We start from the raw sequence: 12756 nt of genomic DNA, 5'->3' as shown, positions 1-12756 counted from the left end.
AGGAGTTCCCCATGCGCCACCTCTCTCCGTCCCGTGCACTCGTCGCAGCAACCGGCATCGCGCTCGCGGGGGCCATGCTGGCCGGCTGCACGAGCAGCTCGAGCGCCCAGGGCGGCGCTGACGATCCCGACTCGCCGCACCCCGGCACCATCACCTGGGCGCGGCCCGCCGCCTCGAACGGGTGGGAGGGGGACAAGTGCATCGACACGTCCATCCCGATCAACGCCGCGGTTTACGACACCCTCCTGCGCATCGAGGTCCCTGAGGGCGACGGCCTCGCGCCGGGCCTCGCCACCGAGTGGGAATGGAACGAGGCGGAGAAGGCCTACGTGCTGACCATCCGTGACGACGCGGCCTTCAGCAATGGGGAGCCGGTCACCCCGGAGGACGTGGCCTTCTCGATCAACGAGTGGATCGCCGGCGACTTCTCCGGCAGCTACTACGCGAACATCGAGCGCGCCGAGGCCGTCGACGAGACGACCGTCAAGATCGTCATGAAGCAGACCGATGCGTTCCTGCCCGCGCTGCTGACGTGGTGCACCTCCCTGATCTACCCGGCCAACTACGCCGGCATGTCCAAGGAGGCGTTCTTCCAGAAGCCGATCGGCGCCGGTCCCTACGCGGTCGCCTCCTGGGAGGACCCGATGGGCACCTCGGAGCGGATCACGCTCGTGCCCAACGAGCACTACTACGGCTGGGACGGCGAACCGCCTCTGGACGAGGTGGTCATCCGGACCATCGCCGACACCAACCAGCGGGCGCTCGAGTTTCAGGCCGGCAACATCGACCTGCTCGACGAGATCGACTCCGCGACAGCGACTCAGCTGCCTGAGGACGTCATCGTCGAGACCGTCCCCACGCAGCTGCACGCCCTCCTGGTCAACATGACCGTGCCCGGCCTCGACAACCCCGGGATCCGGCAGGCGCTGTCCCTCGCCCTCGACCGCGAGTCGCTCGCGATCACTCTGGAGGACACCGCGGTACCCGCCGAGGGCGTGCTCCCGATCAACGTGCCGGGCTGGGTGGCCCCGACCACGCCCCACACCTACGATCCCGAGCGCGCGGCGCGGCTGATCGAGGAGTCGGGGGTCGCGAACCTGACCTTCACGCTGCTCTACGACCCCTCCGACCACCGGTCGGACATCATGGCCCAGACCATCAAGCAGCAGGCGGCGGCAGTGGGGATTACGGTGAAGCTGGAGAACACCGACAACAACACGCTGTACGCCCGGATGGGCGAGAGTCAGTTCGAGCTCACCTTGACCAGCCCCTCGGCGATCTCCCCGTCGATCTTCGACCCCATCGGATGGATGGCCGTGCAGTACGGCTGGACCGGATCGACCTCCACCACCATGGACGACGAGTTCCTGGCCGGCATCTCGACGGTCGATCCCGAGGAGCAGGAGAAGCATGTGCGCGCGGTGCAGGACTTCCTCACCACCGACAACGGGATGATCGGCCTGCTCAACACCGGCACGAAGTACGCCTCGCAGCCGTGGGTGAAGGGATTCGAACCGCTGCTCTACCGCACGTTCTACTTCGACACCCTGGCGGACTGACCCCTCCCCTCCGATAACAGGCGACCGATTCGAGACCGACGAGACCAATGAGACAGTTCCGGTTCATCGGGTGGCGGGTGCTCCAGGCGATCCCCTCCGTCCTCATGGTCAGCCTGCTGACCTTCCTCATGCTGCGCATGGTGCCCGGCGATCCCGCCCGGGTCCTCGCCGGGCCCCGTGCCAGCGCCGAGACCATCGAGCGGGTGCGTTCGTCGATGGGCCTGGATGAGCCGGTCTGGATGCAGTACTTCCTCTACGTCGGCCGTGCCGTCCGCGGCGACTTCGGTTACAACCTGACCGGCAGCTCGCCGGTGCTGGACATCGTGAGCAAGGCGGCCGCGGTCACCGGCGCACTCGCGGTCGTCGCTCTCCTGCTCACCCTCGCCGTCTCGCTGTCGCTGGCCCTGCTCGCCGCTCGCCGGCCCGGAGGCATCGCGGACGGCATCGCCCGTGTGTTCTCGGTGGGCGGGCTGGCGCTGCCCACCTTCTGGATCGCGCTGATGCTCATCGTGCTGGTGGCCCTGCCCACCGGGCTGTTCCCGGTCGGCGGATGGCCGGCAGCCGGGTTCGACCGCCAGCTCAACGCCGTGATCCTGCCCGCCGTGACGCTGTCGCTCTCCGTGTCGCCCATCCTGGTGAGGAGTCTCCGCTCCTCGCTCCTGGAGGTGCTCGGGTCCGACTACGTGCTGTCCGCGCGCGCCATCGGCGTGGGTCGCGGCCGCCTTCTCTGGGCGTACGTCATCCGCAACGGCCTGCTGCCCAGCATCCCCCTGATGGCGGTGATCGTCGGGTTCCTGCTGGGCGGAACGGTCGTCGTCGAGACGGCATTCAACCTTCCCGGACTCGGCCAGGTGCTCGTGAACGCGGTGTCCAATCGCGACGCGAACCTCGTGCAGGGGATCGTCCTCGTCCTCGGGACGTTGATCATCCTCGTGTATCTGCTCGCCGACGTCCTCCTCTCCCTGGTCGACCCGAGAGCGAGGCAGCGATGACTGCGAACACCCAGTCCGTCTGGCAGCTGATCGGCCGCCCCGGATTCAGCGGCGCCAGGCGAAGGCGCGTCCGCTCGCGCAAGCTCTCGATCGGGGTCACCATCATCGCGGCGATGCTCATCGCCGGAGTGATCGTCAACCTCACCGGGGACCCGGTGGTCCAGGACCTCGGACAGCGCCTTCTCCCGCCCTCGCTGCAGCACCCCTTCGGCACCGACGACCTGGGCCGTTCCGTGCTCGTGCGCGCGCTGGCCGCCACGACGCTCAACATCCCGCTGGCCATGGGGGCGGCCCTGCTGCCGATGATCGCCGGGACCCTGCTGGGACTGCTCGCCGGGTACGGCGGGCGGCTCTCCGACGCGATCGTGATGCGCATCGGAGATCTGCTGCAGGCATTCCCCAGCTACGTCCTCATGGTGGTGGTGGTCTTCATCATCGGCCCGGGCATCGGCGCGTTCCTGGCGGCGATTGCCATCATCAACTGGGTCGCCTATGCGCGCCTGGTGCGATCGCAGGTGCTCGTGATCCGTGAGATGGACTACGTGCACGCCGCGCGTGTGGGCGGGCTGGGCGGCCCCCGCGTGGCCCTCCGGCACGTCCTGCCCAACGCGCTTCCGCAGGTCATCGTGTACCTGGCCTCCGATGCCGTGCTCGCGCTCATCCTGCTCTCGGGGCTGTCCTTCCTTGGGCTCGGGGTCGCGCCGCCCACCCCGGAGTGGGGCCTCATGATCAACCAGGGTCGTCTGTTCGTGCAGTCGGCGTGGTGGCTGACCGCGTTCCCGGGTCTGATGATCGTGCTCGCCGCCACCGCCTTCTCGCTCATCAGCGACGCGCTCGACGATTGGAGCCGGGTGTGACCGCGGCAGCCCTCGAGGTCGCCGGCCTGCGGGTCGCCGTCCGCAACGGGTCGGCGCTGACGCCGACGGTGACCGATTTCAGCTTCTCGGTCGCCCCCGGGGAGTCGCTGGGACTCGTGGGCGAGTCGGGCTCGGGCAAGAGCCTCTCCCTCCGGGCCGTCGCCGGCGTGCTGCCTCCGGGGGTGGCGAAGACCGGCGGCGACGTCGTGACCGGCGGCGCGCGGATGGCGATGATCTTCCAGGAGCCGCTCACCGCGCTGAACCCCACTCGACGCGTCGGCGACGCCATCGCCGACGTCGTGCAGGCGACTCGCCGTTGCTCGCGGCGGGACGCCAGGGCCGCCGCAGTCGCGCTGCTCACCGAGGTCGGGATGACCGATCCGGCACGGCGCGCTCGGATGTGGCCGCACGAGCTCTCGGGCGGACTGCGGCAGCGCGCGGTGATCGCGATGGCCCTCGCGCATGAGCCCTCGATCCTGCTCTGCGACGAGCCGACCACCGCGCTCGACGTGACCGTGCAGGACCAGGTGCTCGGCCTGCTCGACCGCCTGCGCCAGGAGAGGAACGTCGCCCTCGTCTTCGTGACGCACGACCTCGCCGTCGTGGCGACCTTGTGCCAGCGCGTCGCGGTGATGTACGCCGGGCAGATCGTCGAGACGGGCCCGACGCGCGACGTGCTCCGCGAACCGCGACATCCGTACACGAGGGCGCTGCTCGAGTCGAGCAGGACCCGGACCAGCCCGGCCGGGGCGCGGCCGATCGGCGGTCAGCCGCCGACTCCGGGATCGTTCCCCGACGGCTGTAGGTTCGCCCCCCGTTGCCCCCACGCGAATGAGGTGTGCCGCACCATGACCTACGACCTCGCCGGTGTGAACGACCAGCGGGCCGACGCCTGCGTCCGCACGCTCGAACTCACGGCGGTGAACTCATGACACTGCCGCCGGCCACGGCACCCGCCTCCACCGTCGACGCCCTGACCGTCGAGGATCTCTCTGTCCGCTTCACGGTCGGTCACCGCGGGCCGCTGTTCCGGCGCCGGCCGTTGGTGCTGAGCGCCGTCGACGACGTGAGGCTCTCGCTGCCGCGCGGCTCGTCCCTCGGCATCGTCGGCGAGTCCGGCTCGGGGAAGTCGACCCTGGCCCGAGCCATCGCCGGGCTCGCCGAGCCGACCGAGGGGAGCATCCGTCTGGAAGGTGCCCCCCTGACCGCCCGGCGCAACCGGCGCACCAGCCGCCGGGTGCAGATGGTCTTCCAGGACCCGGCGTCGTCGCTGAACCCGCGGCGGACCATCCGGAGCATGCTGCGGGAGCTTCTGGTCGTCCACGACATGGTGCCCGGCGAGGCGGTCGAGGCGCGGGTGCGGGAGCTCGTCGGGATGGTGGAGCTGCCCGTGAGCGTGCTCGACAGCCGGCCCCGAGGGCTCTCCGGCGGCCAGCGCCAGCGTCTGGGCATCGCCCGTGCTCTCGCCCTGCGGCCGGAGATCCTCCTGCTCGACGAGCCTCTCGCCGCGCTCGACGTCTCGGTGCAGGCCTCGGTGATGCTGCTGCTGCGGCGCCTGCAGGCCGAGATCGGATTCTCGATGATCTTCATCTCGCACGATCTCGGCGCCGTACGGGGCCTGTGCTCGGACGTGGCCGTGATGTACCTGGGCCGTATCGTCGAGTACGGCCCGGTGGACCACGTGCTGCGCGAGCCGTTGCACCCCTACACCTGGGCACTCATCGCCGCGGAGCCGAGCATCGACGACCCGCGCCCTCCGGGATCCTCCGGCCTCACCGGTGAGGTCCCCAGCCCTATCTCGCCGCCGTCGGGCTGCACCTTCCGCACCCGGTGCCCGTGGGCCGAGGAGGGCTGCGCGATCATGCGGCCCGAGCTGCGGACGGTCTCCGGCCACGTTCCCGGGCACCCGGTCGCCTGCTTCGTCGCCGACCGGAGCCTCGCGCCACCCGTACCACCACGACACCCAGAGGAGTTCTGATGACAACGACAGCCGTGACGACAGAGCGGATGGTCGAGATGCTCGTGTCGCTGCTCGAGACACCCTCGGCCATGCCGGAAGGCGACACGACGGCGGTCTGCGAGGTCATCGCCGCGCACCTCGCCGACGCCGGGTACGATCCCGTCATCAGCCGCGCCCAGGACGGGCCCTCGAACGTCGTCGCGCGCATCGGCTCGGGCTCGCCCGAGGTGGTGCTGTGCACCCACATCGACACCGTCGGCCCGGGCACCGCCGAGAACTGGACCGTCGACCCGTTCGCCGGCACCGTCAAGGACGGCCGCGTCTACGGGCTGGGCGCCGAGAACTGCAAGGGGGCAGCCGCGATCATGCTCGAGCTCGCCCGCACCGTCATGGAGAAGGGCGGTCCCCGGCAGGGCAGCATCGTCTTCGCGTTCGTCGGCGATGAGGAGAACCTCTCCGACGGCGGCGCGAAGCACCTCCGCGACGCGGGCATCGTCACCCCCGACGTGCTCGTCATCAGCGGCCCCAGCGGCTTCGACCTCGGATGCGAGGAGCGGGGGGTCGTGTGGGTGGCGGTCGACGTGTACGGCGAAGCCTTCCACGCCGGCTCCCCTGGTCGGGGCGACAACGCGCTGCTGCGGGCCACCCGCCTCGTGCACGGGCTGGAGTCCGTGCTGCAGCCGCGCCTGGCCGAGCGGCGGGACGCGCTGTTCGAGAGCACGATGGCGATCACCACCTTCCGCTCCGGCCAGGACATCAACACCGTGCCCGATTGGGCGCGCTTCGAGCTGGACCGGCGCATCCTGCCGTCGGAGGAGGCCGAGGACGTCATCGAGGAGATCCGCGAGGTGCTGAGCTCTCTCGGTGAGCCGGAGGGCACCTGGGTGCTGGAGCCGCTCGTGCTGAGCAACGGCTTCGAGCCCGGGCGGGACGGCCCCGGCGTGCAGGCCCATGTGCAGGCGGTGCAGGACGTGCTCGGCTACACCCCCGGCTTCCTGGTCAGCGAGGGCGCCAGCGACGGCCGCCACTTCGCGCGCGACGGGATCGAGATCCTCAACTTCGGCGCGGGTCTGGGCGAACGCTGCCACGCCCCAGACGAGTACATCGAGCTCGCCCACCTCAGCGAAGGATACGCGGTTCAGCTGCGCGCCCTCGAGATCATCGCCGGCGGATGGAGGGACGAGGGATGAGGATCCAGGTCGTCAATCCGAACACCACCCGGGGCATGACGGCTGCGGTGACCCGCGCCGCGGAAGCCGCCGCCGGCGGCCGGTTCGAACTCCGGTGCTCACAGCCGGCCGACGGTCCGCTCTCGATAGAGACGGCCGCCGACACGATCGCCGCGTCGCCTCATGTGGTCGCCGAGGTCGTCGCGGGAGTCGCCGAGGGCTGCGCCGGGCACGTCATCGCCTGCTTCGACGATCCTGCCGTCGCCGCGTGCCGGGAGGTCGCGTCGGGCCCGGTCGTCGGCATCGCCGAAGGGTCCATGCTCGCGGCGAGCGTGCTGGGGATCCGGTACGGTGTCGTCACCACGGCCCGGGCGGGCATCCCGATGATCGAGGACATGGCCGTGCGCTACGGGCTGGATCGCAAGCTCCAGTCGGTCCGCTCGTGCGAGATGGCCGTGCTCGAGCTCGACGGCTCCCCGGCCAGCAACGCCAGGGTGCTGACGGCAGCCCAGCAGGTGCTCGACGACGGTGCCGAGGTCGTCGTGCTCGGCTGCGCGGGTATGGCGCAGTCCGCCGTGTGGCTCGAGAGCGAGCTCCGCGCACCCGTGGTCGAGGGGGTCGCCGCCACAGTGGGCCTCGTGTACGGCATGGCGGCCGCGGGTCTGCGGACCAGCAAGCTCGGCGCGTACGCCCACCCAGAGGGTGTCGCCGTCCGATGATCGACCTGCTCGACGACGCGGCACCGTACCCCCGCGACCTCGTGGGGTACGGCCGGCACGCCCCCGACCCCCGGTGGCCGGGCGGGGCACGAATCGCCGTCAACTTCGTCGTCAACTACGAGGAGGGCGGCGAGAGCAGCATCCTGCACGGCGACGCCGTGTCGGAAGGTTTCCTCGGCGAGCTTCCCGACAGCCCTCCCCTCGCCGGCCGGCGCGACCTCGGCCAGGAGTCCGTGTACGAGTACGGCAGCCGCGCCGGTTTCTGGCGGCTGCACCGGCTCTTCACCCAGCGCGGCGTTCCGGTCACCGTGTTCGCCGTCGGGATGGCGCTGGCGCGGAACCCCGCCGCCGCGCGTGCCATGGACCGCGCCGGCTGGGAGATCGCCAGCCACGCCTGGCGCTGGATCGACTATGCCGACATGCCGCCCGAGCGGGAGCGCCAGTTCATCGCCCGTGCCGTGGCGTGCCACGAGGCGCTGCTCGGGCACCGTCCGGTGGGCTACTACGGGAGCCGGATCAGCGAGAACACTCGCAGGCTGGTGGTCGAGGAGAGAGGCTTCCTCTACGACTCCGACGACTACAGCGACGACCTGCCGTTCTGGAACGTCGAGCACGGGCGCCCGCACCTGGTGATCCCGTACACGCTCGACACCAACGACATGCGGTTCGCGTCGCCGGCCGGCTTCGAGAACGGTGAATCGTTCGAGCGCTACCTCAGCGACGCGTTCGACTACCTGTACGCCGAGGGCGCCACGAGCCCGAAGCTGCTCACGATCGGGCTGCACTGCCGGCTCACCGGCCGACCGGGGCGGGCGGCGGGTCTCGCCCGCTTCATCGACCGGATCGTGCAGCTGCCCGAGGTCTGGATCTGCCGACGCGACCAGATCGCCCGCCACTGGCACGCGACCCACCCCCCGAAAGGACACGACGCATGACACGGAAACTCGACGTCGGCTGCGCGCAGCTCGGCCCCATCAGCCGATCCGACTCCCGCGCCGAGGTGGTCGCCCGCCTGATCGCCCTGCTCGAGGAGGGAAAGGAGCGCGGATGCCAGCTCGTGGTCTTCCCCGAGCTCGCCCTGACGACGTTCTTCCCCCGCTGGTGGCTGGACGATCAGGACGAGATCGACGGGTTCTACGAGCGGCAGATGCCCTCGCCCGAGACACAGCCCCTGTTCGACAGGGCGCGTGAGCTGGAGGTGGGGTTCTGCATCGGCTACGCCGAGCTCGATGAGAGCGGCCCGGAGACCAGGCGCTTCAACACCTCGATCCTCGTCGGCCCGGACGGGCGGATCATCGGCAAGTACCGCAAGGTGCATCTGCCGGGCCACTCCGACCAGCGCGAGGACTGGGACTTCCAGCACCTGGAGAAGCACTACTTCGACGCCTCCGACACCGGGTTCCCGGTGTGGCGGGCCTTCGGCGGCATCCTCGGCATGGCGATCTGCAACGACCGCCGCTGGCCGGAGACCTACAGGGTGATGGGACTGCAGGGCGTCGAGCTCGTCATGATCGGCTACAACACCCCGATCGCGGACCCTGAGGTGCCCCACCACGACCACCTGCAGAGCTTCCACAACCACATCGTGATGCAGGCAGGGGCGTACCAGAACGGCACCTTCGTCATCGCCGCCGCCAAGTGCGGCCAAGAGGAGGGGTCCACGATGCTCGGCCAGAGCGTCATCGTCGCGCCCACCGGCGAGATCGTCGCCCAGGCCACGAGCATGGGCGACGAGCTGATCACCGCGCGAATCGACCTCGACATCTGCGCGGACATCAAGAACTACATGTTCAACTTCGAGATGCACCGGCAGCCGCAGCACTACGGGCTGATCGTGGAGCGTCGCGGCGCCGTCCCCCCTCCGCTGGTCGACCAGGGGCAGGGATGAGCGTCGAGCTCGGCCTCCGCGCCGAGGGGATGCTCGACGAGCTCGGGCGATTGTCCGACAAGGACGGCCTCCTCAGCCGGCCCTACCTCGGGCCCGCTCACCGCCGGGCCGCGGAGCTGGTGCAGGGATGGATGCGCGCTGCGGGAGCCGAGACCACGATCAACCCCGTCGGGACCGTCGTCGGGGTCGTGCACCAGTCCGGAAGCGCCCGCCGGCGGCGGCTTCTCATCGGGTCGCACATCGACACGGTGCCCGACGCCGGCCGGTACGATGGCATGCTCGGTGTGGTCGTCGGCGTGCTCGCGGTGGAGGAGCTGCGGCGCCGCGGGGCCGCCCTCCCGTTCGATGTCGAGCTGCTGGCGTTCGGCGATGAGGAGGGCCTGCGGTTCCCGGAGGCCTCGATCGGGTCGCTGTCCCTGACCACCGCCTTGCCGCAGGAGCTGCTCGACGTCCGCGACGAGGACGGCATCTCCCTGCGCGAGGCCCTGGTGGCCTTCGGACTTCCCGGCGACCCGCCGCTGGGCGGCCTGCGATACGACCCGGCCGACCTGATCGGGTACCTGGAGGTGCACGTCGAACAGGGGCCCGTGCTCGAAGCAATGGGAGCGGCCCTCGGCATCGTGACGTCCATCGCCGCAGCGGCACGGTTCCGGATCACGGTCACCGGCGCGGGGGGTCACGCCGGGACGGTCCCCGCGACGATGCGGCGAGACGCGCTGGTCGCCGCCTCGCAGATGGTCCTCGCCATCGAGGAGGCCGCCCTGGCAGCCGGGCCCGATGTGCGGGCCACGGTGGGCGAGCTCGTCATCGCCAACGCGGCCGCGAACGCGATCCCGGGGCTGGTGCGGTTCTCGCTCGACCTGCGAGCACCGGATGACGAGCTGCTCGCCCGGGCCCGGGCAGCGGTCGTAGCCGGGATCGCGGCGGTTGCGACTGCACGGTCGGTGGACATCGCCGTCGAGCCCGAGTACGAGGGGTCAGCGACCGTGTGCGACCCGGCCCTCTCCGCCGCCCTGGCGCGATCGGTGGAGGGGCTGGGGCTCAGCGCTCCGCGGCTGCCCTCCGGCGCCGGTCATGACGCGCAGACCGTCGCCGGTGCTGCGCCCGTCGCGATGCTGTTCGTCCGCTGCCGCGACGGAGTGAGCCACAGGCCGGAGGAGTACGCCGCACCCGCCGACATCGGCCTGGCCGTGATCGCGCTGGCCGACGCCATCGGCGCGCTCGCGGCGGAGCCCGACCCGAGGTCGGGCGCGGCGGCCGTGGGCTGACCGCCGCTCAGAGCCGGGTCGTCGTCCCCGTCGAGCCGCTCCACGGGGCGGGGACGAGGACCCAGATCACCTCGGTCGTGTCGTCGGACTCGTTGTCCCACGTGTGGGGCTCCCGGCCGGGCATGGACATCGTGTCCCCGGCGACGAGGTGGTGCCGGTCCGAGCCCAGGCGGACCGTGAGGGCGCCGGAGATCACGTGCACGATCTCGATGTCGCAGTTCACCGTGTAAAGGTCGCTGCCTCCGGGGGCCCCGGGCGGCATCGTCGAGCGCAGGATCTGCACGCGGTGCTCCCAGCGGGAGCTGAGCAGCCGGTCGACGATGTGCGTTGCGCCCATGTTGACCAGCGGGGCGTCATCGAGGCTCACCATCTCGTACACCGGTCGCTCGAACAGGGCGCCGATGGGCAGCGACAGCACTTCGCAGATGGCGCGCAGGGTGGCCACGCTCGGGGAGGTCTCATCGCGTTCGACGCGGCTGAGGAAGCCCTTGGTCAGGCCGCTCGCCTCGGCGACCTGGGCGATCGTCAGGCCCTGCCCGAGGCGCGTCGCCCGGATCTTCGGACCGATCGCCAGCGGGTCACGGGAGGGTGCAGGGCTCAGTGGCCTCAACGGCGTTCTCCTTGGTGAGTGTCTGCGGGTGGTCGGGCGACGTCGACCGGGCTCACTCTACCCGTGGGATCCGCTCCGGTTCTGGAAGATGGGTTTACTCATGGGCATCGTTTGTGTCATATTGGAGAAACCACCCGATCTCCCACCCCCATCAAGGAGACGTTCCAATGACGGATCACTCCCCGCGCGTCGCCGTCTCGGCGAGGCCCGCACCCGGCGCCGACGCCGGACTCGCGCGAAACGCCCTCAGCCTCGTCGAACTGATGTTCACCGCCCTCGCCACGCTCGCCCCGCTGACGCTCGTGGTCGCTGTGATGCCTCTGCACTTCTTCGTGGGCGGCGAGGCCGTCCCCGGCGGCTACCTCGTCGCGGCGGCCGTGATGGCGCTCTTCGCCGTCGGCCTGACGACGATGATGCGCTATGTCCGCAACACCGGGGCGTTCTATGCGATCATCACGCGAGGCCTGGGCCGCGAGGCGGGTTCCGCCGCCGCCCTGCTGGCCGTGATCGCGTACAACGCCCTGCAGGTCTCGACCTACGGCGCGCTGGGGCTGTACGCCGGCGACACCGTTGGCCGCTTCTTCGGCATCTCCGCCCCATGGTGGGTGTACGCCGCCGTGGCGCTCGCCGCCGTCGCGTACCTGGGCTACCGTGGCATCACGACGAGCGCCAAGGTGCTCAGCGTCGTCCTCATGTGCGAGCTGATCGTCCTCGTCATCCTCGGCATCGCCGTCGTGGCCAGCGGCGGCCACGCAGGATTCTCGGCGGAGCCGGTCGCGCCGTCGGTCGTGCTCACCTTCGAGAACGGCGCCATGTTCGGCCTGATCTTCGGCGCCTTCATGGGCTTCGAGTCCACGGTGATCTACTCCGAGGAGGTCAAGGGCGGTGCGCGGACGGTGCGGAGGGCGACCTACGCGGTCGTCGCGTTCATCGGGGTCTTCTACGCCGTCATGGCGTACATCGTCGTAACCGCCTACGGCATCGACCTGATCGCCGGCGCCGCGAGCGAGGACCCGGCTGGGCTCGTCCTGGTGCTCTTCGAGCAGTACACGCCGGGCTGGCTCGTCGACGTCACCGTCGTCCTTCTCCTTCTCAGCGCGTTCGCGGCCCTGCTCGCGTTGCACAACGCCAGCAACCGGTACCTCTACGCGCTGGGACGCGAGGGGCTCATACCGCAGCGCTTCGGCACCGTGCACCCGGTGACCCGGTCTCCGTGGATCGCCGGGCTGGCCCAGTCCGTGTTCGCGGCCGTGGTTCTCGTGCTCTGCGTCGCGCTCGACATCGACCCGTACCTCGGCCTGCTGCTGTGGGGCAGCGCTCTCGGCTTCCTCGGGATCATCGCGCTCTGGGCGCTGTGCTCCCTCGCCGTCGTGGTGTACCTCCGTCGCAACCACCGCGAGGCGGGCATGTGGCGGACCACCATCGCGCCGCTGCTCTCGTTCCTCGCGCTGACGGCGATCCTCGTTCTCGTCGTCGCCAACTTCGACCTGTTCTCGGGCGGTGCGCCCCTCGTCAACGAGGTGCTCGTCGGGCTGGCGGTCGTCGCGGTCGTCGGAGGCGTCGTCCGGGCCCTGTATCTGCGGGTCAGGGCGCCGGAACGCTACACCCGCCTCGGCAGCGTCAACGTCGCCGAATGCGAGCCCGATCCCGAGCCCGATTCCCAGGGCGAGGACCAGGGCGAGGGTGCCGCGGCCGCGCCGAACGCGTCGACACCCTGATCCACTCCGACAAGCA

The 12756-nt window shown here is 70.4% G+C and carries 12 protein-coding genes; 11 read left to right on the top strand and 1 reads right to left on the bottom strand.

The annotated features are described in order from the left end of the window. The first annotated feature begins 11 nt into the window (after positions 1-11). From RIF65_RS10160 to RIF65_RS10115, 10 genes are read left to right on the top strand one after another with little or no spacing between them, the layout of a single operon-like run. Positions 12-1559 (top strand): ABC transporter substrate-binding protein, encoded by a 1548-nt coding sequence (locus RIF65_RS10160; protein ID WP_309066120.1) that lies wholly within the window; start codon positions 12-14, stop codon positions 1557-1559. A gap of 47 nt (positions 1560-1606) precedes the next feature. After that, positions 1607-2551 carry an ABC transporter permease gene (locus RIF65_RS10155; protein WP_309066121.1) on the top strand — a complete coding sequence of 315 codons (945 nt, stop codon included), beginning with the start codon at positions 1607-1609 and terminating at the stop codon, positions 2549-2551. Next, positions 2548-3408 carry an ABC transporter permease gene (locus RIF65_RS10150; RefSeq protein WP_309066122.1) on the top strand — a complete coding sequence of 287 codons (861 nt, stop codon included), beginning with the start codon at positions 2548-2550 and terminating at the stop codon, positions 3406-3408. The genes RIF65_RS10155 and RIF65_RS10150 overlap by 4 nt, the downstream gene beginning before the upstream one ends. Beyond that, positions 3405-4340, top strand: coding sequence for an ABC transporter ATP-binding protein (locus RIF65_RS10145; RefSeq protein ID WP_309066123.1), 936 nt, complete (start codon positions 3405-3407; stop codon positions 4338-4340). The genes RIF65_RS10150 and RIF65_RS10145 overlap by 4 nt, the downstream gene beginning before the upstream one ends. Continuing rightward, entirely contained in the window at positions 4337-5386 is a 1050-nt protein-coding gene (locus RIF65_RS10140; protein WP_309066124.1) for an ABC transporter ATP-binding protein, read from the top strand. Before RIF65_RS10145 ends, RIF65_RS10140 begins: the two co-directional genes overlap by 4 nt. Further along, the gene (locus RIF65_RS10135) at positions 5386-6558 is read left to right on the top strand and encodes a M20 family metallopeptidase (RefSeq protein WP_309066125.1); all 1173 of its coding nucleotides are present in this window, start codon (positions 5386-5388) and stop codon (positions 6556-6558) included. Before RIF65_RS10140 ends, RIF65_RS10135 begins: the two co-directional genes overlap by 1 nt. Beyond that, the gene (locus RIF65_RS10130; protein WP_309066126.1) at positions 6555-7256 is read left to right on the top strand and encodes an aspartate/glutamate racemase family protein; all 702 of its coding nucleotides are present in this window, start codon (positions 6555-6557) and stop codon (positions 7254-7256) included. Before RIF65_RS10135 ends, RIF65_RS10130 begins: the two co-directional genes overlap by 4 nt. Then, complete coding sequence (gene puuE / locus RIF65_RS10125) at positions 7253-8191, top strand: allantoinase PuuE (RefSeq protein WP_309066127.1); 939 nt, start codon at positions 7253-7255, stop codon at positions 8189-8191. Before RIF65_RS10130 ends, puuE begins: the two co-directional genes overlap by 4 nt. Continuing rightward, entirely contained in the window at positions 8188-9144 is a 957-nt protein-coding gene (locus tag RIF65_RS10120; RefSeq protein ID WP_309066128.1) for an N-carbamoyl-D-amino-acid hydrolase, read from the top strand. Before puuE ends, RIF65_RS10120 begins: the two co-directional genes overlap by 4 nt. Beyond that, positions 9141-10412, top strand: coding sequence for a hydantoinase/carbamoylase family amidase (locus RIF65_RS10115; RefSeq protein WP_309066129.1), 1272 nt, complete (start codon positions 9141-9143; stop codon positions 10410-10412). The genes RIF65_RS10120 and RIF65_RS10115 overlap by 4 nt, the downstream gene beginning before the upstream one ends. Positions 10413-10419: 7 nt before the next feature. On the opposite strand, the gene RIF65_RS10110 is transcribed toward RIF65_RS10115, so the two are convergent. After that, positions 10420-11022, bottom strand: coding sequence for a helix-turn-helix domain-containing protein (locus RIF65_RS10110; protein ID WP_309066130.1), 603 nt, complete (start codon positions 11020-11022; stop codon positions 10420-10422). 167 nt (positions 11023-11189) lie between these two features. Between RIF65_RS10110 and RIF65_RS10105 the strand changes: the two genes are divergently transcribed. Beyond that, positions 11190-12740 carry an APC family permease gene (locus tag RIF65_RS10105; RefSeq protein WP_309066131.1) on the top strand — a complete coding sequence of 517 codons (1551 nt, stop codon included), beginning with the start codon at positions 11190-11192 and terminating at the stop codon, positions 12738-12740. Positions 12741-12756: the final 16 nt, after the last annotated feature.

The organism is Microbacterium sp. (assembly GCF_031180975.1).
GTDB lineage: Bacteria > Actinomycetota > Actinomycetes > Actinomycetales > Microbacteriaceae > Microbacterium.
This window is presented reverse-complemented; position numbering and strand designations above follow the sequence as displayed.